Origin of the sequence: Chryseobacterium sp. PTM-20240506, from assembly GCF_048296755.1 — a bacterium.
Classification (GTDB): domain Bacteria; phylum Bacteroidota; class Bacteroidia; order Flavobacteriales; family Weeksellaceae; genus Chryseobacterium; species Chryseobacterium proteolyticum.
This window is the reverse complement of sequence record NZ_CP182581.1, coordinates 221579-247124: the sequence shown is the minus strand read 5'-3', so window position 1 is coordinate 247124 and position 25546 is coordinate 221579. Positions and strand designations below refer to the sequence as shown.

At 38.5% G+C, this 25546-nt stretch carries 24 protein-coding genes; 5 read left to right on the top strand and 19 right to left on the bottom strand.

Features of this window, described 5'->3' with window-relative positions; genetic code table 11:
- Window positions 1-120: 120 nt before the first annotated feature.
- A complete protein-coding gene (locus ACNFU2_RS01135) occupies window positions 121-414 on the bottom strand; it encodes a winged helix-turn-helix transcriptional regulator (RefSeq protein ID WP_228456933.1) in 294 nt (97 codons plus the stop codon).
- A gap of 183 nt (window positions 415-597) precedes the next feature.
- Between ACNFU2_RS01135 and ACNFU2_RS01130 the strand changes: the two genes are divergently transcribed.
- On the top strand, window positions 598-1659 hold the full coding sequence (locus ACNFU2_RS01130; RefSeq protein ID WP_273647677.1) for an NADH:flavin oxidoreductase: 1062 nt from the start codon (window positions 598-600) through the stop codon (window positions 1657-1659).
- Window positions 1660-1834: 175 nt separating this feature from the next.
- Here the strand turns inward: ACNFU2_RS01130 and ACNFU2_RS01125 are convergent, their stop codons facing one another.
- Complete coding sequence (locus tag ACNFU2_RS01125; RefSeq protein ID WP_273647676.1) at window positions 1835-2224, bottom strand: RidA family protein; 390 nt, start codon at window positions 2222-2224, stop codon at window positions 1835-1837.
- Window positions 2225-2326: 102 nt separating this feature from the next.
- The gene (locus tag ACNFU2_RS01120) at window positions 2327-2890 is read right to left on the bottom strand and encodes a Crp/Fnr family transcriptional regulator (RefSeq protein WP_306612895.1); all 564 of its coding nucleotides are present in this window, start codon (window positions 2888-2890) and stop codon (window positions 2327-2329) included.
- 108 nt (window positions 2891-2998) lie between these two features.
- Here ACNFU2_RS01120 and ACNFU2_RS01115 point away from each other — a divergent pair, with 108 nt between their 5' ends.
- From ACNFU2_RS01115 to ACNFU2_RS01100, 4 genes are all read left to right on the top strand, one after another.
- Window positions 2999-3832 carry a sigma-70 family RNA polymerase sigma factor gene (locus tag ACNFU2_RS01115; protein ID WP_273647675.1) on the top strand — a complete coding sequence of 278 codons (834 nt, stop codon included), beginning with the start codon at window positions 2999-3001 and terminating at the stop codon, window positions 3830-3832.
- 48 nt (window positions 3833-3880) lie between these two features.
- Window positions 3881-4513: an FMN-dependent NADH-azoreductase gene (locus ACNFU2_RS01110; RefSeq protein ID WP_273647674.1), complete on the top strand. Its 633-nt coding sequence runs from the start codon at window positions 3881-3883 to the stop codon at window positions 4511-4513.
- Window positions 4476-4832, top strand: coding sequence for a nuclear transport factor 2 family protein (locus ACNFU2_RS01105; protein ID WP_273647673.1), 357 nt, complete (start codon window positions 4476-4478; stop codon window positions 4830-4832). Before ACNFU2_RS01110 ends, ACNFU2_RS01105 begins: the two co-directional genes overlap by 38 nt.
- 176 nt (window positions 4833-5008) lie before the next feature.
- On the top strand, window positions 5009-5872 hold the full coding sequence (locus ACNFU2_RS01100) for an NAD(P)-dependent oxidoreductase (protein ID WP_306611704.1): 864 nt from the start codon (window positions 5009-5011) through the stop codon (window positions 5870-5872).
- Between the two features lie 20 nt (window positions 5873-5892).
- Here the strand turns inward: ACNFU2_RS01100 and ACNFU2_RS01095 are convergent, their stop codons facing one another.
- The 16 genes from ACNFU2_RS01095 to ACNFU2_RS01020 all read right to left on the bottom strand — a co-directional run bounded on the left by ACNFU2_RS01095 (window position 5893) and on the right by ACNFU2_RS01020 (window position 25503).
- A complete protein-coding gene (locus tag ACNFU2_RS01095) occupies window positions 5893-6633 on the bottom strand; it encodes a sterol desaturase family protein (protein ID WP_306611702.1) in 741 nt (246 codons plus the stop codon).
- An 81-nt stretch (window positions 6634-6714) separates the two neighbouring features.
- The gene (locus tag ACNFU2_RS01090; RefSeq protein ID WP_306611700.1) at window positions 6715-7722 is read right to left on the bottom strand and encodes an SDR family oxidoreductase; all 1008 of its coding nucleotides are present in this window, start codon (window positions 7720-7722) and stop codon (window positions 6715-6717) included.
- Between the two features lie 209 nt (window positions 7723-7931).
- On the bottom strand, window positions 7932-8690 hold the full coding sequence (locus tag ACNFU2_RS01085; RefSeq protein ID WP_306611698.1) for a hypothetical protein: 759 nt from the start codon (window positions 8688-8690) through the stop codon (window positions 7932-7934).
- A gap of 6 nt (window positions 8691-8696) precedes the next feature.
- Window positions 8697-9188, bottom strand: coding sequence for a MarR family winged helix-turn-helix transcriptional regulator (locus ACNFU2_RS01080; RefSeq protein ID WP_273647669.1), 492 nt, complete (start codon window positions 9186-9188; stop codon window positions 8697-8699).
- A 171-nt stretch (window positions 9189-9359) separates the two neighbouring features.
- Window positions 9360-9725 carry a response regulator gene (locus ACNFU2_RS01075; protein ID WP_172278092.1) on the bottom strand — a complete coding sequence of 122 codons (366 nt, stop codon included), beginning with the start codon at window positions 9723-9725 and terminating at the stop codon, window positions 9360-9362.
- A 16-nt stretch (window positions 9726-9741) separates the two neighbouring features.
- Window positions 9742-10323 (bottom strand): chemotaxis protein CheB, encoded by a 582-nt coding sequence (locus tag ACNFU2_RS01070; protein ID WP_273647668.1) that lies wholly within the window; start codon window positions 10321-10323, stop codon window positions 9742-9744.
- 7 nt (window positions 10324-10330) lie between these two features.
- Complete coding sequence (locus tag ACNFU2_RS01065) at window positions 10331-11161, bottom strand: CheR family methyltransferase (RefSeq protein WP_273647667.1); 831 nt, start codon at window positions 11159-11161, stop codon at window positions 10331-10333.
- On the bottom strand, window positions 11162-11527 hold the full coding sequence (locus ACNFU2_RS01060) for a response regulator (RefSeq protein ID WP_172278087.1): 366 nt from the start codon (window positions 11525-11527) through the stop codon (window positions 11162-11164).
- A 15-nt stretch (window positions 11528-11542) separates the two neighbouring features.
- A complete protein-coding gene (locus ACNFU2_RS01055; protein WP_418123310.1) occupies window positions 11543-15148 on the bottom strand; it encodes a response regulator in 3606 nt (1201 codons plus the stop codon).
- Window positions 15149-15154: 6 nt separating this feature from the next.
- Window positions 15155-16624, bottom strand: a complete 1470-nt coding sequence (locus ACNFU2_RS01050) for an ATP-binding protein (protein WP_273647665.1) — start codon at window positions 16622-16624, stop codon at window positions 15155-15157.
- A 329-nt stretch (window positions 16625-16953) separates the two neighbouring features.
- A complete protein-coding gene (locus ACNFU2_RS01045) occupies window positions 16954-17229 on the bottom strand; it encodes a hypothetical protein (RefSeq protein ID WP_172278081.1) in 276 nt (91 codons plus the stop codon).
- A gap of 54 nt (window positions 17230-17283) precedes the next feature.
- Window positions 17284-18636: a S41 family peptidase gene (locus ACNFU2_RS01040; RefSeq protein WP_273647664.1), complete on the bottom strand. Its 1353-nt coding sequence runs from the start codon at window positions 18634-18636 to the stop codon at window positions 17284-17286.
- Window positions 18637-18661: 25 nt separating this feature from the next.
- A complete protein-coding gene (locus ACNFU2_RS01035) occupies window positions 18662-19399 on the bottom strand; it encodes a hypothetical protein (RefSeq protein WP_273647663.1) in 738 nt (245 codons plus the stop codon).
- Window positions 19400-19579: 180 nt separating this feature from the next.
- Window positions 19580-20503 (bottom strand): T9SS-dependent choice-of-anchor J family protein, encoded by a 924-nt coding sequence (locus ACNFU2_RS01030; protein ID WP_172278074.1) that lies wholly within the window; start codon window positions 20501-20503, stop codon window positions 19580-19582.
- 65 nt (window positions 20504-20568) lie between these two features.
- A complete protein-coding gene (locus ACNFU2_RS01025; protein ID WP_172278072.1) occupies window positions 20569-21885 on the bottom strand; it encodes a hypothetical protein in 1317 nt (438 codons plus the stop codon).
- A 315-nt stretch (window positions 21886-22200) separates the two neighbouring features.
- A complete protein-coding gene (locus tag ACNFU2_RS01020) occupies window positions 22201-25503 on the bottom strand; it encodes a TonB-dependent receptor (RefSeq protein ID WP_273647662.1) in 3303 nt (1100 codons plus the stop codon).
- Between the last annotated feature and the right edge of the window lie 43 nt (window positions 25504-25546).

Below are 25546 nucleotides of genomic sequence, written 5' to 3'. Positions count from 1 at the left end.
TTTACTGAATTTTAATTCACTAATGCACCTCTTATAAAAAAATAAAATAATCTTTAACTGAGTAGGAATCAATCATCAACCTGGCATCAAAAACTCTTAATCTTATAAAACCAAAGAACGTTATGCCTCAGCCAAAACTTCTTTTGTTTCATAATTTCTTTCCCAATCTTCCAATAAATTTAAAATGGGCAAAAGAGCAAGTCCCTTTTCCGTGAGGGTATATTCAACCCGGGGTGGCAGTTCTTTAAATTCCTCTCTAATTAGCAGTCCATCCTCTACCATTTCTCTTAGCTGGTCGGTAAGAACCTTACGCGAAATGACATGAATGCGGGCTGCAATCTGTCCAAACCGTAATTTTCTGTCATTAATTACCATAACAATGACAGGCTTCCATTTACTTCCCAGGGAAGACATAGCCTTTACCAGGGGACAACAGTGCTGGGTTATTTTATTTTCTTTCATAAGTTACAAGCCGGTTACTATCGTTTGTTACGACAAAGTTACCACAATTTTTTTTCTAATAGGTACAAAAACGAATTATTATTAGTTACTTTGTGTAACAAAAGAATAAAAATTATTAATAAAAATTAATAGAAAATGAGTACAGACGCGTTATTCACTCCATTTAACTATAAAAATCTACACCTTAAAAACAGAATTGTAATGGCTCCCATGACAAGAGCACAATCGGATAATGGTGTACCTACACAACAAATTGCAGATTATTATGGCCGTAGAGCAGCCTCAGAAGTTGGATTAATCCTTTCTGAAGGAACTGTAATCAATCGCCCTGCCTCTAAAAATATGCAGAACATCCCTGATTTCTACGGTACTGAAGCATTGGCAGGTTGGAAAAATGTAATCGATCAGGTTCATCATAACGGGGGTAAAATGGGACCACAGATATGGCACGTGGGCGACACCCGTTCATCTGACGACTATCCTTTGGTTCCAATGGAAAAAGCTTCTACTATGTCTCTGGAAGATATTCAGGACACCATAAATCAATTTGCAGCTTCAGCGAAATCAGCTAAAGATTTAGGCTTCGATTGTATTGAGATCCACGGTGCTCATGGTTATCTTATCGACCAGTTTCTATGGGAGGTTACCAATACAAGAACTGATGAATATGGTGGCAAAACAATAAAGGAAAGAACCCGCTTTGCTGTAGATGTAGTAAAAGCAATCAGAGCGGCTGTAGGAGAAGATTTTACAATTATCATCCGACTTTCGCAGTGGAAACAGCAGGATTATAAAAGCAGGCTGGCCACAAACCCTTCTGAGATGGAAGATTGGTTGCTTCCTTTAAAAGAAGCGGGAGTAGATATCTTCCATTGTTCACAACGTCGTTTCTGGGAGCCAGAATTTGAAGGTTCGGATCTTAACTTTGCCGGATGGGCAAAAAAAGTAACCGGCCAGCCAACGATTACCGTAGGGTCCGTAGGACTTAAAGGTGATTTCATGTCGGCATTTGCGGGTGAAAGCTCAGAAAAATCTGACCTTACGGAATTACTGAGAAGATTAGAAAGACAGGATTTCGACTTAGTGGCTGTAGGCCGTGCTTTACTGAACGATTATCAGTGGGTGAAAAAAGTAAAAGAGGGAAAATTAGAAGAACTTTCAGGCTTTGCAGCAGAAAGTATGGGAGTTTTGTATTAAACCGTTACAACAATTTCTTTGTTTATATATAAAGTTTTCTTCAATAACCGGAAATCTAATCTCCTGATGATTTCCAATGTGCAAAAAGGATTTCAGAAAGTATTCGGAAATTACTGGCATAAAAAACCTTCAAGTTTAAGACTTGAAGGTTTTGTTTTTTTAATAAAGTTGTTCATTATTTCACCACGGTCGCTTCGAGCTCCACTGTTAAAGTTTCAAACAATCCTGTTACTTCAAGTATGGTAACTGCCTGTTCAATACCATGCCTGGCGATCCACTCCTGAAGGATAGGAAAATGAGGCCACAGCTCTTTCGTAGATGTGGTGTAAATATTTAATCTGACGATTCCTTTGCATTCATAACCCGCACTAGTAATTACTTCCTCCAGATTGGTTATAGCCTGTTCCAGCTGGGATTTCATATCCTGTGTACTCGAAGTTCCGTCAGGATCAATAGCCGCCTGCCCTGAACAGTATAAGGTAGCTTCTGCATTTTTCACTTCTACAGCCTGGGAATAGCTTCTTTCTTTTTGCCAGTTCCAGGGATTGATTGTTCGCTTTTCCATTGTTGTTTGCTGTTTATATTGTTGTAGCAAAGTTGCAATATATCATCCACTGGAACAACTCTTGACATGGATCACGATTATGAAGTGATGAAGATCACTCCTTTATAAAGAAAAGCGGCTTAAGGTTTCCCTCGAAACGCCAAGATAAGCAGCAAGAAGAGATTTAGGCACACGCTGAACCAGTGCCGGATATTGTTTAAGCAGCTGATCATACCTTTCTTTCGTAGAGGAGGTCATCATCGAAAGTATACGTTGCTGGGCTGATATAAAACCAAAGTAAGCTTTCTCAAGAAAAAAATGTTCCATTTTGGGAATCTCACTGCATAATTTTTTATATCCCTCCAATGTTAAACACAGAACTTCCGTATCTTCAACGCATTCCAGAGACATCGTTGCCCTGGATCCTGTGTAAAAAGCTTTGAAATCACTCTCCCACCAGTCTTCCATGGCAAAGCCTACAATATGGCTTTTATCGGTATCATCAGTGTATACCAATTTTAAAAGCCCTTTTAGAACAAAATAATTGCAGGATACAGACTCCCCTTCCTGAATCAGGAATTGGTACTTTTTATATTTCTTCCTCGTGAAATACGAGGAAATGATGGTAAATTCCTCGTCACTTACCGGAACAACTTTTTCAATATGTATTCTTAACGGATCCTGCATCTGTAGTAGCTTCGAAAGTATAAAAATACTACTTTTACTTTCTTTATCATTTAATTTGATCAGAATGGTCACGTTTTTCCCCTCTGATGGGTCTTAAATAGAAAAGGCATGCAGGAAAATTATCGTCAGCTATTGACTTACGCTTATAATATTACAGGTTCATATGAAGATTCACAGGATCTCGTGCAGGATGTTCTGGAAAAATACATTTCATTGGATAAAACAGAAATCAGGAATGAGAAGAATTTTTTAATAAAAAGCACCATCAATCACGCTATAAATTTTAAAAACAGGCACACAAAAAAGATGGTATATGGAGAGTGGCTTCCGGAACCGTTGTCTTTTGATAATGTGGAAAACAGACTTATTCAGGAACAGACTGCCCGTTATACTTTGCTTGTTCTTTTAGAAAAACTAACGGCTAAAGAACGTGCTGTCTATATATTGAAAGAAGCTTTTGACTATTCCCACCAGGAAATCGCACAACTCCTTGATATCTCTGCTGAAAATTCAAGAAAATTACTGAGCAGGGCAACGAAACACCTTCAGAATATCGAGTATAAGCCAGATCATATCAACTCTTCGATTTCCCATGAAACCCTTTCTCAATATCAAAAAGCATTAAGCGAAGGAAGCATCCCGATGCTTGAGGAGCTTTTACTGAACGACATCAGGCTTTCTGCAGATGGCGGACAGCGTGTCCGGGTGATAAAAGCAGTGGAAGTAGGAAAATCAGCTACAGCTGCCCTTCTTGCCTATGTCCAGCAGCAGTTTCTTAACCACAAACCTTTTACTTTTCACAGGTTCAGTCATCAACCAGCCATATGTTTCTGGAGGGAAAATCAGATATACAACTGCCATATTTTAGATGTTGATCGTGATGGCAGAATCCGGGAGATTTATTCCATAGTAGATCCGGAAAAATTAAAAAGATTAACATAAACGTCACGTTTCCGAGAAGCGGTGTGTCTTTAAAGAAAAAAGCAGAACATGACAACACTACTTCGCCTCGACAGCAGCCTCAGGATAAATGATTCCTATTCCCGTTCCATGGGTGATTATTTTACAGAACAATGGAAAGTAAAATATCATGACGGAATGATTATCCGGAGAGACCTGACCTTACAGCCTATTCCCCATCTGACCCAGGAAACACTCAATGGATTTTTTGATGACTCATTACATTCAAGACACATCGGATTGTCCGATCTGCTTATAGATGAGCTGTATTCCTGCGATGAGATCCTTATTACCTCTCCGATGTACAATTATGGAATTGCCTCTTCATTAAAAGCATATTTTGACCTTATAGTCCGGACGAAAAAAACCTTTGCCTATGACACCAATGGAATAAAAGGGCTGCTGACCGGTAAAAAAGCATACCTCATTACGGCACTGGGTATTCTTCAGCCTGCTTCTCAGGAAAAAAATCCTATTGAAATTCAGGTCACAAGCATATTAAACCAGCTGGGTATCTTAGATATAAGTTATTTTCCGATGGATGGAATGGTAGATCCGGAGCAAGCAGCTATAAAAATCCAACAACAAAGAAAGCAGATTAATCAACATTTAAATCAATCAGATTATGCAACAGATAAAACAGACTATAGAAAAATTTATTAAAGCAGGTGACACCAGTGATACGAATCTTATGGACGAAGTTCTTCACAAAGATTACCAGAATATTCAGGATGGATTTTTCGAACAAAAAGGGATTTTTATTATTTCCAAAGAACAATACATTGAGTACATCAGCAATAAAACCTTTGGCGGAAAACCTAGAACCCTTGCTTTTGACTCAATTGAGCAAAAAGGGAATATTGCTATTGCAAAGCTCAGCCTGGAGAGCGATGTGCTCCGCTTTTCATCTACCATTACATGTATACAGGAGGATGAAAAATGGCAGGTCATTACCAATATTCCGGTGATTGAAAAGAAGTAAATTTCACCGTAACCTTACTTACAGCCAGTGTAGAAAATATAGATACCGGCTGTAAGTGTAATATTGGCTTTTAAACTATAGAAATTATCCGGGACAATATGTTTAGGAATTAAAAAAAATTAAAGAAATTTGCAATAAAATTTACTTCATCATTTGAATGTTAAACTGAAATTATAATGACTGCCCAACCTGTTATAGCCATTCTCTTTCCCGGAGACATGGGAACACAAATCGCCAAAACCTTAATCAAAAATAAATATACGGTTATCACCGCAGGTGAAGGAAGATCGCAAGTGACGCTCCAAAATATTAAAGATGCGGGAATCCATGATGTGAATACTCTACAAAACATAGCAGAACAGGCAGATATTATTATTTCATTGGCAAATCCTGAAGCAAGTCCGAAGGTGGCAGAAAATATAATCGGCCATCTCAAAAACACGGATAACCGACCTGTCTTTATAGACCTCAATTCCAATACTCCTCAGATTGCTTTATCTATTGAAAAAATGTGCAGTAAGGGGAATATCAGATTTGTAAACGGAGCGGTAATGGGTGCTTCCAAAGATGTTCCGGACCAGGCAACATTTGTTGTAAGCGGTATCTGGAGAAACTTATTTGCAGAACAATTCGGCGGGATATTTAAAATAAAAGATGCCGGTGAAAAAACAGAAGCAGCTTCAGCTTACAAGCTTCTGTTTTCAATGGTCAATAAAGGAATGAACGCTTTGTTTTTTGAAACAATGATCGCTGCAGCCCATTATGGCATTCTTGATGAACTGAATGAAAGCCTTCAGGCATTTCTTCCGGGAACCTATCAGGATCTGATTAAAACAACTCCTACTTACCCACAGCATATTTCAAGAAGGATTGATGAAATGAAAGGTCTGACCGATATGCTCAGAAGTGAAGGACTTCCCAATACAATTGCTGCCGGTACCGCTGAAACTTTTGAAAGGGTTGATGAATCCGGTATTTTTAAAAACGAAAAATTTGATGGTGTTACAGAAGCTTTTAGGAGTTTTAAAAAATTAAAATAAAATTCAGCCAACTGTAATCATTATTTATAAGTCCCGAATATCCTGTCCCAGATGGAAGTGTAGAAACCAAAGTTTTTAGTTTCATCTACATGATGTTGGTTATGGAATTGTGTTGTTCCCACAAAATACTTGTTAAACTGAGGTGGGAAAAACTCTTTATTTAAATGACCGATTGTTCCCCAAATGAGATTGATAAGAAGATACAGACTAATGGAGAGAACAGAAAAATCGTAACACACCAATACGGCCAGTATCACCAATCCAAATCCTATTGTTTCTGCCGGATGCAATACAAAAAGGCTTAAGAAGTTGGTGTTAACATGTTCATGATGTCTTCCATGCAATCTTTTATAAAAGTAAGGTGTATGGGCAATAAAATGAAAAAAGTACATACAAAGATCCATCAGTAGGATTAAAGCCAGGACCTCTAAAAAAACGGAAACCGCTGAAAACCTATTTCCTAATGTAATCCAATGATTTTTCCAAAGGAAAACACCGCAGAGCATTACTAAACAATTACAGAGAATGGTTACGAAGCTCAGATAATAATCCGACCGCATGACAGGATGACTATGCTCCTGTAGCTTATTTTTGGGACAGGTCTTTTCAATACTCAGGTAAAGACCTATTGAAAAAAGATACAAAGCGATATTTACAGCCAGGCTAGCCCCTACCCAATCCAACCAGGTCAACCGTTCCAATATTTTTATATATTCGGGAAATCCCGATCCGCTGAAATTCAAAAATCCGTTCTCTATCATGAAGTATAAAAATATGAATTTCAGGGCAACGGACGAAATGAAATGCGTAGTAATTTTACTGCTGAAATATCGCTTCTTATATTAAGAATTCTTTATTTGCTTATTTCCGGAACCGGCTTTCAAGATCATGTAAGCCAAACCTAAACCCAGTCCCGCTGCAATGGCTAATTTTGTCTTTTTGGAAGGGACGGGCAGCATGGTTTCCCCATAAATGCGGTGAGGCTCTGACGAAGGCTTTAAAATATTACCCGAATCAGGTGGAGCATTTTTAGCTTTCATCATCATTCTCATCCCTGCAGAAGCTATATTAATGATCGGTTTCGGAAATAATCCGTAGATATTTTTAAGAAGTAATGAGGTAAAATCGGGAAACAGATCTTTTCTGGGGTTTTTAGCCAACTCCACAATTTTTTTGGCTGTGTCCCGGGGATCTGCTGCAAACGGCGGAATTTTAAAATCCAGTCCGGAATATTTTGCCGAATGCATATTTCCGGTGGATCTTTGAATCTGAGGATAAATATTACAAATATGAATATCCGGATAATCGGAAATCTCCCCCTGAAGACAATCCATCATACCGCGAATTCCGAATTTTGTTGATGAATAAACAGCACTATAAGGAGCCGGCATAAAACCACCGATAGAAACATTATTAATTAAGATTCCCTCCTGCTGCTTTTTGAAGATGGGGAGCGCACTGTAAGCCCCATGCATATATCCGAACAAATTTGTTTTGATGACCTGCTCATTAAGTTCCATGGGTATTTCTTCAAATTTTCCGCTTGCCATGACACCGGCATTATTTACCCAAATGTCAATTCTTCCGTTAAATTGAATGGCTGTTTCAGCAAGATGAGCAACTTCTTCAGCTTTTGAAACATCTGTAGGTACCCCTATTACCGCCACTCCAAGATCCCTGCAAAGACTCACGGTTTCATCCAGAGCTTCTTTACCCCGGGCAGCAACTACAATATTACATCCTTCCAAAGCAAATGCTTCCGCAGTAGCTTTACCAACTCCACTACTTCCTCCGGTAATAACTACGGTTTTTCCTCTTATACTCTTTTTTAATTTAGTCTCAGATTTCATTTTGTAATTGATTTGGTTAATGCTTACAATCAACCTATTATCATGCCATAAAGGATAATCTAGTCCATTAATATTCTAATTTTTATATGTTTTTTACAATTAAAAAGTTCAAAACAACTATACTACAACTATAGATCGAGATCGAATAAAGCAGCTTTACTATAGTGTATTCAGATATAAACAAGAAGGTATAAAAACCTCTGTATCTTTTAATATACTACGTAATTGATTTTATCCACTCCGGTGTTTCCTGTTTTGGGATCAAAAGCATAAACGATGATCTCATAATTTCCCGGTACAGAAATAGAAGTGTTCCCTTCAAAAAGATTGGTAGAAACCAATGATAAATTGATTTCACTTACCCGTTTTCCATCTTTATTAACTAAGGCTTTAGTTTCAAACTTATCGGAATCCCATACACCACCTTTATCGATCACACAACCGCACATCATAACAATATTGGCCTGTATCTGAAAAGGTTTTCCACTGATTGAGCTTAATCCGATATATTGATGCGTTCGGGGCTTTAAAATATCAATAATAAACCCGGGTATTTCCAGGATGATCCCGTCGCCCAGAATATCTTTTCCAGGAATAAGCCATATTTCCGTGCTTACTTTCGCCTGTGCCTGTTTATGATTGAATGGTGAAAACACTTCTATACTTACAAAAGTAGGTTCATCAATATTAACCGTGGCCAGAAATTTACCGGTTGCATCATCAACAATAGAACTATCTCTATGTTTTGGAGCTTTCATGATCAGATCCGTATTTCCTGTACTGCCACTGGTTTTTCCTTCAGCCAAAATGGTATTATTGATCTTATTCCTTACAATCACATACGCTCCTCCCAGAGAACTTCCGATGAATTTAGCATCTTTAGCTTTCGCTCTAATGGTTATTCTGGTCTCTTTTGCAAAGGAAAATACGCAAAATACCGAGAGAAGAATGATAAGGTATTTTTTCATGGGTTTTTATTTTAATTGGTTTTTATACTCCTGTTTGAAGCGATAATAAAAGGAGGTCTCCTCCAAAGAGGCTTCAATAGTATCAAGGTATTTTAAGATCGTGAGATCTTCCTGCAATACTTTGAGAATGGCAGCCTCACAGCTGTTCCAGAGCATTTCAAATTCGGGCATTAATCTTAATGCTTTGGGAGAAAGTGATACGATCTGTTTTCTTTTATCCGAATCATCTTTTTTTACATCCAGATAATCTTTGGCCGCCATTTTTTTTACCGTGACCACAACAGACGGATGGGAATATCCCAGACTTTCAGCAATATCTATCAGAGATAATTCTCCTTTATCCCTTAGGATCATAAATATCAGATACCAGTTGGGCTCTATGTCGTAATCAAGATCTTTATAAAGTTTCTTCACACTGTAAGCCATCTTTTCACTGATCCTTTTAAACCGGGAATCAAGTGCCTTATAGCCAAGCTCTTTTATGAAATCATTGTTCATGGAATTGTACATATTGGACATTCAAATATATAAAAAATATACACAACTATATAGGTGGCTATATATTTTTTGAAAAAAAAGTACAAGATCATGAATAGAAATAAAAAATCCTTACTTTGTCAGGTAAGGATTTTATACATCCGGTATGATAAACACGCTTTTTTATCCGGTTTATCCTTTCAGGTATTTAGCTACCTTTTCTTCAAGATCATCCAGGTTGAATGGCTTGGCAATATAATCATCAGCCTGAGCGCTTTCCGCCAACGCATTGATATCATTGTTAGCCGTTATGTAGATCACAGGGATCTTTTTGAACTCTTCATGGTTTTTTAGAAGTTTCGTTGCTTCTACTCCCCCGATATTGGGAATCCAGTTATCCATTAGAATCACATCCGGCTGAAACTGTGATACCTTATCGATGATATCATGCGACGTTTCTGAAATCCCTACTTCATAACCACTTTCTTCAAAAATGATGGTTGCAACGTCCAGGATCGTCTTGTCATCATCAAAAATTAAAATTTTCTTCTTACTCATATATATTAGCTTTAATTTAAAACCGGTTTAATTGATTAATGCACTCTGCAAGATTTTCAGGAGTAATGATGAGATCATAGCTCACTCCTTCCACTGCATGTCTGGGCATATAGTTAACCTCCGCGGTATCCGGGTCCTGGATCCACACCCTTCCATGATTTTTTTTAATATACTGTAAACCTTCTACTCCATCGGCATTAGCACCGGATAACAATATTCCGACAAGACTTTTCCCATATATTTCTGAAGCTGACTTAAAGGTTACATCAATCGATGGACGTGAATAATTCATTTTTTCCGAACTATCAAGAGATACCAGCTCTTTACTTTCAAATAAAAGATGATAGTCGGCTGGCACAATATAGATCTGATTATTATTTATTTCTGTTTTATCTTCAATTTCCGTTACTTCTATAGAAGAAAACTGCTGCAGCAAAGTCGGTAAAATGCTTACGGATTGAGATTTACGGTGAACAACCAATATAATGGGAAAGCTGATCTTATGATCCAGCTTTTTCACCATATCCAGTATCACCTCTAAGCTTCCCGCAGAACCTCCTATAACAATGAGTTCAATATTCTCTTCTATTTCTTTCATATAAATATTAATGATGGTCTACTTTCTTCCAGATCCGCTGATCATCGGCCTGATGATAATATCTGTTCAGATTCGAAAATCTAAGAGTTTCTTTCGAACCTAAAGCAAGATAGCCCAGATTTTCAAGGCTATCGTCAAACAGCTGAAAAACACGCTCCTGTAAAGCTTTATCAAAGTAGATGAGCACATTCCGACATATAATCAGCTGAAAACTGTTAAAGGAGCTGTCTGACACCAGATTATGGGTAGACAAAATCAACTTTTGCTTGAGACTTGAATCAAACATTGCACTATCATAATTGGCCGTATAATAATCTGAAAAATCTTTTTTACCTCCTGAAAGTATATAATTCTCTGAATACAATTTCATCTGTTGCAGAGGAAAAACTCCGGCACGGGCTGTTTCCAGCACAGAAGGGTTAATATCCGTAGCATAAATCAGTGATTTCTGATAAAGACCGGCTTCCTTCAATAATATGGCCATAGAATAAGCCTCTTCCCCGGTTGAACAGCCTGCCACCCAGATTCTGATTAAAGGATAGGTTCCCAATTGGGGTAAAATATTTTCCCGTAATGCTTTGAAAAAATAGGGATCACGAAACATTTCCGTCACATTCACCGTAATTTCCTCGATAAAGTGCTTCAGATAATCCGGATCATTAAGCACAGTATATCTTAACTCTGCAAAACTGGCAAACTTATCGATCAGGCAGATCCTGTTTACCCTTCGTTTAAACGAAGCCCTGCTGTACATGGAAAAGTCATAACCATACAGTTCATAAACATCTTTTATCAGATGCTCTACCTCTTCATCCTTTACAATACTTGGTTCCAGCATCTACGACAGTTTTTCAATGGCAGTTAATAAAAGATCGACATCGATAGGCTTTTTCACATAATCCTGTGCTCCAACATCAAGACATTTCTGGCGGTCTTCCTTCATGGCTTGTGCCGTCACGGCAATAATGGGAACCTTACTGATCGAAGGCGTTTCGCGGATAATCCTGATGGCTTCATAACCATCCATTTCCGGCATCATCATATCCATCAATACGACTCCGATCCGGTCGTCTTTCTGTAAAAGTTCAATGGCTTCCTGTGCCATTGTACAGCTCTCCATTTGATATCCTCTGGCTTTCAGAGTAAGTTTAAGTGCAAATATGTTTCGCGGATCGTCATCCACGATCAAAATCTTTTTTTTCATCAGAAGTGAGTTTTTTTAGCTTTCATATAACCAAACACGCAACAAAGATAATAACTGATCAACATCCACAGGCTTTGATATATAATCTGATGCCCCGGCGGTAATGCACTTTTCACGGTCGCCTATCATGGATTTTGCCGTAACGGCAATGATCGGTAATCTGCTGAACGCCTGTTTTTTTCTTATTTCCTGTATGGTTTCATAGCCATCCATTTCCGGCATCATCATGTCCATCAAAACAGCATCAATATCCGGATGTTCTTTAATCTGTTCTAAAGCCTGCTTCCCATCCATCGCCAGGATGACTTCTACTTTGTATTTTTCCAACGTTTTGGTCAGTGAAAATATATTCCGTACATCATCATCCGTAATCAGAATCTTCTTTCCACTTAATACTTCAGTAAGTGATCCGAGATTTTTGTTTCGCGGTGCTTCGGTACTTTTCTCTTCAACCAAATGTAAGAATAAACCGACTTCATCCAATATCCTTTGGTATGAATGTGCCGTTTTAACAACAATAGAGTCAGCATATTGTTTGATCTTCAACTCATCAGAGGAAGACAGGTTGTTTTCTGTAAAAATAATGATCGGAAGGTTTTCAAGGCCTTCATAGCTTTTGATTGATTCTATGATCTTATATCCTTTTCCTCTTGCCGGTCCCACATCCAGGATCACACAATCTACCTCAGCTTCCGTAAGCGCCTTTATACTGTCCTCCACATTATCTTTCACCGCCAGAGAAATATCAAAATTGCTTAAGAAATATGACAATGCGCTGGCATGCTTAGCATTCTCCTCTACAATAAGAACTTTTTGAGGTGATTTTCGAAGGGCTTCTTCAATTTTTTTAAATACATCCGTCATCTGTTCAAGGGCCACAGGTTTGTTGATAAAGTCAATGGCTCCTCTCATGATACTTTCCTGCTTTTTAATATGCAACGAAGACATCATGTGCACCGGAATAGGTTTGGTTTTTGGGTTGGATTTCAGCTCATGCATTACCTGCCATCCATCTTTTACCGGCAGCTGAATATCGAGTAAGATAGCTAAAGGATGATATTGTAATGCTGCAGAGAGCCCATGGTCTCCTCTTACAACCACTACTCCTTTATAATTTTGTCTGTGGGCATACTTCAGAAGTGCCTTTGCAAAGTTGGTATCGTCTTCGATGATCAATATAACTTTGTCATCCTTCGTAATATTATCCCGGTCATCTGCTATTTCTTCAGGAATTTCTAAAACCGTAAGCGGTTGTTCCGGTTCTTCTTCATATCCTGCAATGTTCTTAATCTCCTCTACATCTTCTTTTATGATCTCTACCAATTCTTTATCAAGTGATACCTGGACCGTTTCTGAGACCGCCTTTACCGGAATTGTTAAACTAAATTCACTTCCTTCGTTAACTGCACTGGTAAGCGATAGTTCTCCACCCAATAATTTGGCAATCTCACGGCTTATGGATAATCCTAAACCTGTACCTCCGAATTTACGCTGGGTAGATCCGTCTGCCTGCTGGAATGCTTCAAAAATAATTCTTTGCTTATCTTCCGGAATTCCGATTCCCGTATCTTTTACGCTGAAGGTAATAAAGTCTTTATTTTTAGGATCTTTTTTAATATACAGCCCCACGCTTCCTTCCTGTGTAAATTTGAAAGCATTGGAAAGCAGGTTACGTAAAACCTGATCCAATCGTAACCGGTCCGTTTCTATAGACTTTTGAAGACCTTCTTCTATTTCAAGGTCAAATCTGATCCCTTTTTCATTAACCATAGGATTGAACAGGTTTCGCAGGTCATTCACCACATCTTCCAGGGCAACGTCATCATATTCCAGAACCATTTTCCCGGACTCAATCTTAGCAAGATCCAGGATCTCATCGATCAATGTTAGCAAACTTCTTCCGGAACTCTGGATTACTTTCGCTGACTCTACCTGGTCCTCATTCAGATTTTCTTCCGGGTTCTCTACCATTAAACGGGAAAGAAGCAGGATAGAATTAAGAGGGGTCCTCAATTCATGCGACATATTGGCTAAGAATTCTGATTTGTACTGCGTACTTAAAGCCAGTTCTTCCGCTTTTTTCTGGATCTCTATATTACGTTCTGCAATGAGGTGATTTTTTTCTTCCAGTAATTTTGAACGCTCTTCCAGTTCTGCATTCGTCTGCATAAGCTCTTCCTGCTGAACTTTCAGTTCTTCTTCTGAAGCCTGAAGCTTTTGTGTCTGTGCCTCGAGTTCAGTATTCAGGTTTTCAAGTTCTGCATGCTGTACCTGAAGTTCTTCTGATTGTGCCTGCGTCTCTTCCAATAAACGCTGTTCCTTTTCACGACCTTTTGCCGCACTTATGGCAGTTGCTATATTCCTGCAGCTATCTGCGAAATAATTGATTTTATCCTGATCGAAATTTGTGGTTGAGCCCACTTCCAAAACTCCGATACTCTGCCTGTCCAGAGTAATCGGGATTACAACGAGTCCATTAATCTTTAATTTGCTGCTGGCAAATGTTGCCGCAAAATCTTCGTCGTTAAGGTCGTTATATACCTTTGTTTTCTTCTGAAGAAAGACCTGTCCTACCATTCCCTCTCCCGGTTCGAAAGATTTTTTCATATTATCTTCCAGCGCTACAGCACTGTTCAGGAATAATTTACCTTCATCAAGCAGGTAGATGGCACCATTGGTTCCTCCTCCGTATTCGATAATATGATTCAGGGAATTGGTAACAACCTCTTTAACAGACTTATTCCCAACCAGAGATTCATTCAGTAAAGCCAATCCTTTCTGGTGCCAGTCGCTTCTGTTTATTTTATCAAAGGATTTCTTTAGGGAGTCCGTCATATTATTCAGTGATTCCACAAGATCTCCAAGATCATCCTGTACATTATCCACAGCCCTTTGACTATAGTCTCCGTTGGCAACTCTATTGGCAATCTGCTGGATTGCACTTACCCGTTTTGTGATTTCCAGATCTTTTGCTTTCAACTCTTTTTCAAGCTTATCCCTGCGGAGAAGGTCACTTCTTAATTTAAGATAAAAGAAAGTAGTTACCACTATGGCTGCAAGTGCTGAAAAAATGATAAAAATAACAGTTGTGTTTGAGGAACGGTTAAGATCTTTGTTTTTTATTTCAAGCTGAATTTCTTCATACCGTACAAAATCACGAACGATCTTTCTGCATTTGTCCATATAGGATTTGCTTAAAATAAGCTGATCCTGCGTCATTACGATTCCTTTGCTCCTGTTTTCAACAAATTGCTTAAGGTTACCGATATTCGTGTTCACATTATATTCCAGATCCGCCAAACGCTTTAGCTGTGCCTTATCTTTAATGTCTAAGGATTTAGCATAGGCAATTGCTTTAGGATAGGCTGCAACGCTTCTGTTATAGGGTTCCAGAAAATTTTGCTTGCCGGTAAGCTGGTATCCTCTGTTGGCAGTTTCTGCATCCAGGAGGGAAATTAATATATCTTTTACTGCAGTAATGGATCTTCTTGTACGGGAAAGGCTTTCGCGGTTTTCCATCTGTTTCTGAATGCTCCAGTACGATGCTACGGAACTTGCTATTAAAATTAACAGCGAAAGCCCGACTCCAAATTGCAGATTTCTTATAACTTTTTGTGGCATAAAAAATTAGTTTAAGGGTAAAGTGAAGTAAAATGTGGAACCTTCATTGACAATACTTGACAATCCGATTGTTCCATGGTGCTGCTTGATGATCTCTGAACAGATATACAAGCCTATTCCCATTCCCTGAAATTGTAGTGACGATTCTTCTACACGATAAAATTTCTGGAATACTGCCTTTTGTTTGAAATCAGGAATCCCGATTCCAAAATCGGTAACACTTACTTTTACCTGGTCATCATCTACAAATGTAGTGACAATAACCTGGTTATTTTGTGGTGAATATTTGATGGCATTGGTCAGGAAATTGATCAATACCTGCTCTATACGAATTTCATCAAACGGAATAAGGATATCCGGTATTTCCCCGTGACGCTGGATTTTTACCTTATTTTCATCATGAGTCTGAAGTATCGTTTCTATAGCATTTTCAATTATCTTCTCAAGATTGGAAGGTTTCCTGTTGATCTTCAGCTTCCCGTTTTCAATTTTAGAGACATCCAGTAAGTCACTGATAAGGCTGTTCAATTTTTCGATCTGATCCTGGACCTTGGTTACATATCCTGCTTCTGCACTGTCTTTGTCAAGTTTTAGCTTGCGTTCCAACAACTGAACATACGCTTTAATGCTTGTAAGAGGAGTTTTCAGTTCATGACTGGCAATACTCAGGAATTCATCTTTCTCATTTTCTACCCTCTTCTGATCATCAATATCCGTAAATGTTCCTACCCAGTTTTTGACATGGTTACCTTCATAAACCGGTGATATTCTCAATAAATGATACCTGTATTCTCCGGATTCAATATTTTTTATCCGCGTCTCAAGCTGAAGTGATTTTCCATTTTTCCTTGAAATTTCAAATTGCTCCTTTATATCTAAATCATCAGGAAAAGTTTCGGGGAAGTTTTTATCAGATGTTGAATACTGATACCATCTGCCGTTGACAAAATCGATGATCCCTTTATCATTCAACGTAAATGCAATTTGCGGCAAGCCTTCCAGCATCAGATGAAAGTGATCAATCTGCGACTTCATGGTAACCTGTGATTCTCTTCTTCCTTTTACCTCAAGCTGTAAACTCTGCTGAGTTTTTTTCATTTCAATATTCTGCTCCTGCAGATTATAAAATGTTTTAACTTTCAGTAAAAGAATTTCGGGATCTACCGGCTTGGTGACATAGTCCTTACCTCCGGAAGCATATCCTTTGGTGATAAATCTCTTTTCTGTATTTACCGCTGAAAGAAATATAATAGGAATTTCTTTCGTTTTGCTATAACCTGCAAATATTTCAGCTACCTCAAAACCATCCATTCCCGGCATCTGAACATCGAGAATAATTAGGGCATAATCATTTTTCAATGCTTTCCCTAATGCTTCTTCACCGGAATTAGCAGTATCTACCTGAAAATCTTTGGATTCTAATAGTTTCTTTAATGAGTAAATATTGTTTTGGTTATCATCGACAATTAAGATCATAAAGCACAAATAATCTAATGGGAGTTAAGTCCTCAAAAGTACTCACAAAATCCCAAAAAATGATTGATTTTCTTAATAATGTTCCTAAAATCCATTATCCATTAAAAAACCAACCAATAATACAATTATCAGCACACATTCATCACAAAATGCCAATTATTCCCTAATTTAAATGCTATTTAACCGAATTTAACTCAATATAAAATCAAAAAAAACCTGTTTACTGAACCATTATAGATACCACATTTTTATCAATTAATTTTCCGGCTCAGGTTTTTATTCGTAAAAGTTGAGTCGCGGGACCCTATTTTTAAATAGATACCCTTTATTTATTTTCGGTTAACCCTTTCCCGTTTAATCTTTCTAATATTGTGGGTAAGGTGCTTTCTGATCTCAATATGTCTTGACCTGTAGAGTTTAATACAGGTTTCTAATCTCTTTTTTATACTGAGATACTCTTCATACAGCGCTGATAATTCTGTGTTCATCATAACAATTTCATCTGTATAGGTCCTGTCCTGATCGGGAGATTGCTTTAAAAGCTGCTCCAGATCATTAATTCTCTTGATTACTTCCTGGTGTATTTTTGGCTCTATTCCCTGCATAGTGAATTCAATTTTAAAAAAATATAGTTTGATTTGGTTTTTTATTTTTAATATTTAGTGTTTACCCATAGAAAACGGCTTTTCACTTTCTGTAATTATTTTTATCTGGTGCGTAAAAGTTTCGAAATAAGCGGATTTAGACGACACCTTACCTAAAGCCGATTGCAATAAGGTTTCATCAGCCTGCCCTAAAGACTTCAGAGGCAAAGATGCGTATTCATCTACAGGAAACTGCGGTGAAATTCCATTGCTGTATTCTCCCTGTCCGTTAGCATTATATACTTTATAGATGACCGGGTGAAGCTGCCAGGAAATCTTTTTAGGTTTACGATCATCCGTAATGGCAAATCCGGCCATATCTTTTCCTAGTGTTTTTCCTCCCATCTGTATCACCTGCATATAAGGTTTTAGATTATTGATAACGATTTCCGAGGCCGAGGCCGTACTTCCCGAGGTAAGTATATATACTTTGGTCAGCTGCAGATTATTGGCATGGAGTGTTGTGAAATTCAGAGCGGCAGGGTCATAGGCAATTTGTTCGGCAAATGTTTTTTTCACCTCACCCCCATTTTTATTTCCTTTATAGGTTATAAAAGGAGAATTGCCCGTTATTCCGGAAGGGATCATTGCACATAATGCGGCCGCAGAAGCTACTGATCCTCCATAATTGTACCTGAGGTCCACGATAAGATCCTGTACACCGTTAGCTTTAAATTCTGCAAACTTCTGATTGAGACTGTGAGACATGCCATCCGGAAAATCATAGATGTACAGGTACCCTGTCTTTTTTCCGTTTTGTTCAAAAATTTTAGATATAACAGGCTGGCTGAGCGAAAATCCATAGTATACTTTTATATCTTTTTCATCAATCACGTTTCCGTTGTCCCAATTACCTACGCTCAGGTCAAGCGTAGTATTGTCCGGAATAGAATTTAAAAGACTTTCCGCATTCGAAGCCGTAATCTCACTTCCATTGATCTTCTTAATGATCATCCCTCGTTTCAGGCCGGCATTCTGAGCCGGAGAATCCTGTAATACCAATTTTATCACAGCTGTTATCTGCCCGTTAGCAAGCTGCAATACTGCATAATCAAAGCCATACATGTTGCGGACCGTCCGCAGGTAAGTAGAAGCATCTTCCGTATTTACAATGCTTGAAAAACGGTCATTCTGAGATAGGAGGCTTGCAAAAAATTTCTTTACAGGAAGATGATAATCCGGTTTTGCAGGCATCTGATCCTCCCAGAAATAATAACGTTTCATGTTTTCATGAACCCATAGATTGACAGACTCTACGCTTCCGTCGGGAAAATCAGGAACAGACTCCTCCTCAGAACGGCAGGAAACGATAACTGCTGAGCTTAAAAATAATAAAACAAGTAGGTAGGATTTTAAAAATTTATGCATGATCTTATCCGAATGATTTTTTATTTTACAGGTAGTCTGCGATGTCAATATCACCCATAATCTGAACAGTACCGCCTTCCGCTTTTTCCTGTAGCACGATCATATTAGCTCCGATATCCTGTTTTATTTTTACTCTAATCGTTTGTGATCCAAAATAAGGGTCAGTACTTCCAGGCTTGTACAACTCCAGATAAACGGGAGCAGTAACACTGAAAAAGCTATACATTTTAAGTGAAGAGAAGTTATTTTTTTCAATATTTTCAAATTCAGCGAGAACATCTCCATTCTCTTTTTTGAGTATTCCTTTCACACTTTGTAATGTAGTATGGGAATATTGTCCCAAATTCGGAAAAATAAGTTCGAAACCTACCTTCCCCAGGTTAACCTGTGGCTTTACTGCATAGGTCTGAAGATAGATCCCGGGCAGATTGAAGAAATTCAGATTTTTATACTGATCCACTGTATTAAAATCGATGTTATATTTTGCGATCTGTTTGCCGGTTTCATGGTTATAGATCTCAATCTGATCTGTTTCCCCTTCGTCCACGACAAAGCTCAGCTTTGTTTCTATAGTATTGGTATAAGATGTACTTCCATTAATGCTTACCGGTTTTCCGTTAAGCCGGAGCTGCAGTACATCCGGTTTTGAATATCCCTTGACACTGATTTCTGCAGGTTTCTGTGATTTATCATAAGGTTGCAGCACATCATCGGTACACGATATCAGACCTGTAAGAACAGCAAAGGCGATTATTTTTTTCATTGTATGATTCATTATAAAAATTCGATTTAGAAATATTGCCCTTAGCACGCAGAGGGCAATACTTTTAAATTCTATAGTAAGCAGGAAAGGCATATATCCTATGATGATGGTTTTGATATGGTTATTATTTTGCATTTGTAAAAATTGAAAATAAGAGACTGCCTTCCTGCATCTAAAACATTATTTTTTGATAAATTTCACTTTCTCAGAAAGCACTCCATCCGAAACCACGGCGATATAGCTTCCGGAAGATAAAGTCGTAACATTAATTTCTCTACGGTACTGCGTAGTAATAACAGATTGTCCGGCCATATTGAAAACAGTCACAGTAACATTGTTTTCTTTCAGGGCTGGATTAAGTTTTAACATCAGTGATGAGGATACGGGATTCTGCATCACCATAGTAAGATCTTTTGCTTTTTTTACATCCTGTGTTTTTAGAACTGAAGTATAGATCGCCATTTCGTTGATGTTGATATTCTGTACATTGGTATCATCAGCCGCATATCTGTTCGACCACAATCCGATGTAGATTTTTTTTCCTGCAAAAGCAGAGAGATTAACAAGGCTTTCAACAAACTGATTGAGGTCCGATGGGAAAGGATTAGCAGTTCCTCCTGCTGCAATCACATATGGGCTGGGAACATTATTGCCGTTTGCATCTACTGCCAATGCCTGAAAATCCGATAATTCAGGGACAGGCTTTTGTGCAGTACTTACATAGATGTACAGATATCTCTTTACCACCTGATGTGTTGTTCTCTGACGTCCTATGTATGCTGCTAATGTAATCGTTCCTGAAGATGAAGTGAGATCAATCTCCGGAGAAATGGCCCAGTCATTTTCTGTAGTGAAACCGGCCACATTTCCGGAAGGAACATTACTGATTGAGTAACGAAGAGAACCAGCCCCTCCATAAGCCAAAGAAGTACCGTTATGGTAGATGTTCGGTCCTTGTACCCATCCATTTCCGTTTCCGTTCAGATCATGGAAAGACCATCCCTGCATATCACTTGTTGAATTAAAAGAATTAGTCCATACAGGATATTGTGCAGACACTAATTTTGATAAAACCAAAACAGATAGTAAAATTACTTTTTTCATTCTATGAATTTTTAAAGTTGAATTAAAAAATGGGATGGCAGGTAATGCCACCCCATGTTGATCAATTATTGTACAATTGAGAAATTATATTTTGTCCATGTACCCTGGAAATCTCCACAGTTTCTTGGAGAAACGTTCCATGCTGTAGCCTCGTTAAAGAATGGCTGAGACATTCCCCAAAGGTTAGCAGGATTACTTGTAGAAGTAGTTACTCCAGGAATAGTAAGAGCAGCAGTGGTAGTACCGATCTTAGAAGCAGTAGCGAATGTAAATCCATGTGCCTGTACTCCTGTAAAGCTAAGGTCTGCAAGATTTACCGGAGCACTGCTCTGAGTTTCCAATAAAATTCCGATAGGATAACCTGTAACAGTAGCATTATCTAAATTCAATTTACCGTTTCTTCTTACGTGGATGGCATTTTCATATAATCCACCTTTTAATGGGCTTTTAGCACCAACAATTGTAAGATTTTTAACTGTAGGACGGGTAAATGGAGAAGCAGTAGAACCTGTTCCATCGTTATCAAGCTCGATACCGTTCGTATCAGAAACTCCACCACTTTGACTGTGCGTTGAGTTGTAATCAGCTAAAGCTAATGCACAAGTAATTGTTCCTGTATATCCGAAGTCAAAATCGAAGTTATCATCGTCCGGAGCGAAAGATACAAGGTTTGAAGCGTTTACAGTACCTCCGAAGAATTCAAAAGAATCATCTTTACCATAAGATACCTGGATGTGGTCTAGTGTAGTTCCGTTACCTACTCCACCTAATGTTAATCCGTTGATTTCGTTTCCTGAGTTAGGAGCGAAAAGGTCGAATCCACCGAATTCGATACGTGCATATTTAATAGTTCCCCCATTATGAGCGGCATTCGTACCTCCATATTGGTAATCTGCACCTGTTAACCCTTCGATAACAGTAGTTGTAGGCTTGTTTGTAGGAGCATCTCCCAACATGATAACCCCTCCGAAATCACCTGGAGTTGCTGTAGTATCTTCATCTCCGTCCAATAATCTGTAGCTTGTAAAGATGATCGGCTGAGAAGCAGTTCCTGTAGCGTTTATTTTCCCAGTTTTAGCAATAACCAAAACTCCTGTAGGTGTATTTGTTGTATTAGGTTTAGCTTTAATGAAAGTACCTGGCTGGATAGTCAAAGTAGCTCCACCTTTAACAGTTACGATTCCATCAATTTCAACCACTCCACTCCATGTAGTATTGGTAGTAATAGCACCACTTACTGTAGTCACAGGAAGTGCAGAAGCAGTTAAATATTCTGCAGAAGCAGATTGCATTTCAAATTTAGAAGAATCTGATAAAGAATCATTCTCACGACAAGCTGTTAAAGATAAAGCTGTTACAGCGATTAAAGTTAATTTTCTCATTGTTGTAAAATTTAGAAATATGGATCCGGTTATTTTGTTTTTTGGTCCGGATGATTCCTGTTTACGGGATATTCACCTTTATCTCCGTGATTTGGTTACACATTGTTTTTAAAACTCCATTTCACCCAGGGTGCAAGTGAATAAAGCTTCCCCTTAAAATCCTACCGGACGGGGAAATCCGGTATTTCCATTTTTTGACTGAAAGTTCACTGATGTGCGCATCAACAGATCTATCGATTCAGATTTCAGGCTATGGGAACCTGTGACATGGCTTATAAGATCTCATATATACTTTTGTTAAAAGTTCTTTTATATTTAAAAACTATAACTTACTGATAAACCGAACTGTCTACCATTGTAAGCCCGGAATAATATTTTATCAATTCCTTTATCATATTTATCCGTTGCTCCCGGTAAAAGTCCTAAAGATTCTCTCTGGGTATCAAAAGAACTTCCGTTTCCTTTGGATACTGAGTAAGAATTGAAATTATTATAATACTCCCTTACTCTGTTGAACAGGTTTCTGACATTTAATTTGATTTCCAGGTTCTTATCTTTCAATAGCTTATAGGAAATCTGTGCATCCGCTACGGCATAAGGACGCTGGATCTCTTCTCCAATGTAAGCATAGCCCACTGTAACGTACTGATCTCCTTTAGCATTGTACAGGAAACTAAGTCCTAAACGATCTCCATTGTACAGCAGCCCCAGATTATAGGCATACGGTGTCTGCCCGTAAAGGGGACGATCTACTTCATAAGTGTCATCGGTATCCTGAGTTTTATACCGGTCTTTAAAAGCTATAACCTTAGTATCGTTATACGTGAAATTTCCGCTGATAAAAAGATCTTTCAGGAAGCTTTCGGGTCTGATAAAGCCAAGGCTCTTTCTTACCTCTACTTCAAATCCTTTCAGCTTTGCATTTTTAGAGTTTCCGTTATAAAGGAAGAGGTTCCCCTCACTGGAAATATAACCTTCACGCTCTATCGGTCTGTCGATATTTTTATAATATAAACCTGCAGAAATAATTTCTCCAAGACCCGGAAACCATTCAAACTTAAAATCGTAATTATTAATGACTGCTGATGTCATTTCCGTATTGTAAATAAGTCCGTTCGCCACAGGATCAAAATAAGGCAACCCTGTTCTTTCATTAAACTGAGGACGAATGACAGACCTGTTATAAGCCAGCCTTACATTGATACTGTTGGAAGGACTGTACGTAAAATTGGCTGATGGCATCCACTGCCATGGCTTTTCTTCAATCGGTTCTTTGGTAACGCTTTTAGGATCATTCGGATCCTGTTGCTGAGAAATAAGATCATACTTAAAATATTCTGCCCGTACTCCCCATACCAGCCTCAACTTATTTTTCCAACGGTTATCAAACATGATGAAAGGTGCGTGCTGGGAAACTTTCCCTTCATATTTATCATTTTTATACAATGCTTTGGTTTGCCACCCGATTCCTCCGGGTACATAATGAGATCCGTCAAACCATCCTGAAAGTGCTCCATACATGATCAGCATATTCTTTTCACTATTCGGAACATCGCGGTTTTCATCTACCCTCAGGAAAAACTTCTGTTGCTGGTTGGTATTGCTTTTTGAGGCCCCTGCATACCCCACCTTAATATCATTTTTAAAATTTCCGGCATCCATACTCCATTTAAAGGCAGCTCCATAATTATAATCCGTTTCTTTATTTGCAATATATCCCCTGGCGAAATTATTCCCGGAATTATAGATCTGGTTATAACTCAAAATTTCGTTGCCGATAAAATTATAATTGGTCTGATACTGTGTATAATCTTTTGTATCGGAAGTGACACCAGTTCTTGCTGCAAACCAGCTGATTTCTTTATTTCCTATTTTATGGTTCCCCTCCAGCTTGTTCTGTAATAAAGTCTGATAAACCGGATAATCCGTAGTTTCTGTTATAGGCTTATCTAAAAATTTAAGGTCTGTGTTGGGAGGAACGATCTCATGGTAAAAATAGTTATAAGCATCCGAGGCATCCCCGTTTCCGCCTGTATATTCATTCCATCCCGTAATCCTTGTCAGAGTCTGATCATAAATATGAGTATAGGAGTTGCGGAATGAAATCCTGTTTTTCCCAAGCTGTAATCCCAGATTCAACATGGCACCGATAGTGGAGTTATAGCTGTACGAGGCTCCTTGATTCCTGAAATTAAAGGTATTGACCGGTGCTATTCCCAATTGTTCCCAGTTGTTATTCACTCCACCTACATTATCCAGCCAGCCTCCTCTGGCTGTATTTTCAATATCCAGTTTATTCTGTTCATTTCTCGTGGTAATGGCAGCAGCAAATCCCCATTTATTATTATTTTTCAGTCTGTAATTTCTTCCCAAAGCAATCTGCATATTGGAATTCAGATCTGCTTTGGTAGCATAATTGGTAAAATTATCATTGGTAAACCTTTTGGATTGTTCAAAAAACAAGGGATTATTCCAATCCATGGCTTCCAAACCTTTAGGGAAATCCCTGGTTCCATCATCATATCCCCAATAATCATATTTTCCTCTTTTCTTTGATAAAAACTCTTTGAACGTAGAGACGTCATTATATGAAGTTCCCAGATTTACCGTGGTAAAATTTTCGTTCGGAATATCTTTCGTTCTCACCTCCACATATCCTCCGGCAAAACTTGCATTCATATCCGGAGTGGCCGTCTTGCTGATCACCACGCTTTCCACCATGGACGTGGGGATGATATCAAATGAAAAATTCTGGTTATAAGCTTCTGTACTAGGCAAATTGATTCCATCCATGGCAGCGGTATTCCAACGCTCCCCCATGGAGCGGACCACTACATATTTATTATCTATCGTGGTTACCCCGGTTACTCTTTTTAATGTTCCTCCTACATCATTGTCCGGTGTTTTTGAAATCTGTTCAGCAGAAATCCCGTCACTCATCTGTGCGGCTTTCTTTTGCTGAGCCAGAAGTCCTGCCTGGGTATCCGCTTTGCGTGTTCCTGTAAGCACCACTTCCTTAATATTCATTTCTTTATCGGAAGAAATATGCTTCATGGCAAAAGAAACAGTATTGATATCGTCATTACTGATTTGCAGTTTCTCCACCCTTAATGAGCTGAATCCCGAAGCCTTTACACTTAGGGTATAAACTCCGGCAGGAATGCTGATACTAAAATCCCCGTTGTTATCCGTTACTGCCGTTTTACCTGCTACACTTACTTCTGCTTTTACAATGGGATTTCCTACCTCATCTACAATTTTTCCTGTAAGCCTTCCGTTTCCCCGGGCAGAGGATATGGAAGTATTCAGGCCCTGATATTTTACTGAGATCAGTTCTCCCCTCTGGCGTACTGCTACAGGTAGATTGTCTGTAATATTTTTCAGGCAATCGTTCACAGGAAGGTTATCACATTTTACCTCTCTCACTTTAAGATCATTTATATCAGCTTTTGAATAGACCAGACGCATTCTTGTTTTATCTGCAAATTCTTCCAATGTATTGATCAAAGGCTTTCCGGCCGGGGCAGAAAAGGACACTTTCATCGTTAACTCCTGCGCGTCTACTGTCGTGGCAAAAAAGATCACCGCTACCGTAAGACTGCATTTCAAATTTCTCATGTTTTTAACACCACTTTTCATTATTGACTGACTCATAATTCTT

Excerpts from the sequence above, each read along its gene's own strand:
- ACNFU2_RS01035 (WP_273647663.1), bottom strand. The coding sequence starts at position 19,399 with ATGAAAAAAATAATCGCCTTTGCTGTTCTTACAGGTCTGATATCGTGT.
- ACNFU2_RS01025 (WP_172278072.1), bottom strand. The coding sequence starts at position 21,885 with ATGAGAAAATTAACTTTAATCGCTGTAACAGCTTTATCTTTAACAGCT.
- ACNFU2_RS01070 (WP_273647668.1), bottom strand. The coding sequence starts at position 10,323 with ATGAAAGAAATAGAAGAGAATATTGAACTCATTGTTATAGGAGGTTCT.
- ACNFU2_RS01110 (WP_273647674.1), top strand. The coding sequence starts at position 3,881 with ATGACAACACTACTTCGCCTCGACAGCAGCCTCAGGATAAATGATTCC.
- ACNFU2_RS01080 (WP_273647669.1), bottom strand. The coding sequence starts at position 9,188 with ATGAACAATGATTTCATAAAAGAGCTTGGCTATAAGGCACTTGATTCC.
- ACNFU2_RS01075 (WP_172278092.1), bottom strand. The coding sequence starts at position 9,725 with ATGAGTAAGAAGAAAATTTTAATTTTTGATGATGACAAGACGATCCTG.
- ACNFU2_RS01065 (WP_273647667.1), bottom strand. The coding sequence starts at position 11,161 with ATGCTGGAACCAAGTATTGTAAAGGATGAAGAGGTAGAGCATCTGATA.
- ACNFU2_RS01095 (WP_306611702.1), bottom strand. The coding sequence starts at position 6,633 with ATGATAGAGAACGGATTTTTGAATTTCAGCGGATCGGGATTTCCCGAA.
- ACNFU2_RS01045 (WP_172278081.1), bottom strand. The coding sequence starts at position 17,229 with ATGCAGGGAATAGAGCCAAAAATACACCAGGAAGTAATCAAGAGAATT.
- ACNFU2_RS01130 (WP_273647677.1), top strand. The coding sequence starts at position 598 with ATGAGTACAGACGCGTTATTCACTCCATTTAACTATAAAAATCTACAC.
- ACNFU2_RS01030 (WP_172278074.1), bottom strand. The coding sequence starts at position 20,503 with ATGAAAAAAGTAATTTTACTATCTGTTTTGGTTTTATCAAAATTAGTG.
- ACNFU2_RS01085 (WP_306611698.1), bottom strand. The coding sequence starts at position 8,690 with ATGAAAAAATACCTTATCATTCTTCTCTCGGTATTTTGCGTATTTTCC.
- ACNFU2_RS01060 (WP_172278087.1), bottom strand. The coding sequence starts at position 11,527 with ATGAAAAAAAAGATTTTGATCGTGGATGACGATCCGCGAAACATATTT.
- ACNFU2_RS01040 (WP_273647664.1), bottom strand. The coding sequence starts at position 18,636 with ATGCATAAATTTTTAAAATCCTACCTACTTGTTTTATTATTTTTAAGC.
- ACNFU2_RS01120 (WP_306612895.1), bottom strand. The coding sequence starts at position 2,890 with ATGCAGGATCCGTTAAGAATACATATTGAAAAAGTTGTTCCGGTAAGT.
- ACNFU2_RS01135 (WP_228456933.1), bottom strand. The coding sequence starts at position 414 with ATGTCTTCCCTGGGAAGTAAATGGAAGCCTGTCATTGTTATGGTAATT.
- ACNFU2_RS01100 (WP_306611704.1), top strand. The coding sequence starts at position 5,009 with ATGACTGCCCAACCTGTTATAGCCATTCTCTTTCCCGGAGACATGGGA.
- ACNFU2_RS01055 (WP_418123310.1), bottom strand. The coding sequence starts at position 15,148 with ATGCCACAAAAAGTTATAAGAAATCTGCAATTTGGAGTCGGGCTTTCG.
- ACNFU2_RS01105 (WP_273647673.1), top strand. The coding sequence starts at position 4,476 with ATGCAACAGATAAAACAGACTATAGAAAAATTTATTAAAGCAGGTGAC.
- ACNFU2_RS01115 (WP_273647675.1), top strand. The coding sequence starts at position 2,999 with ATGCAGGAAAATTATCGTCAGCTATTGACTTACGCTTATAATATTACA.
- ACNFU2_RS01020 (WP_273647662.1), bottom strand. The coding sequence starts at position 25,503 with ATGAGAAATTTGAAATGCAGTCTTACGGTAGCGGTGATCTTTTTTGCC.
- ACNFU2_RS01125 (WP_273647676.1), bottom strand. The coding sequence starts at position 2,224 with ATGGAAAAGCGAACAATCAATCCCTGGAACTGGCAAAAAGAAAGAAGC.
- ACNFU2_RS01050 (WP_273647665.1), bottom strand. The coding sequence starts at position 16,624 with ATGATCTTAATTGTCGATGATAACCAAAACAATATTTACTCATTAAAG.
- ACNFU2_RS01090 (WP_306611700.1), bottom strand. The coding sequence starts at position 7,722 with ATGAAATCTGAGACTAAATTAAAAAAGAGTATAAGAGGAAAAACCGTA.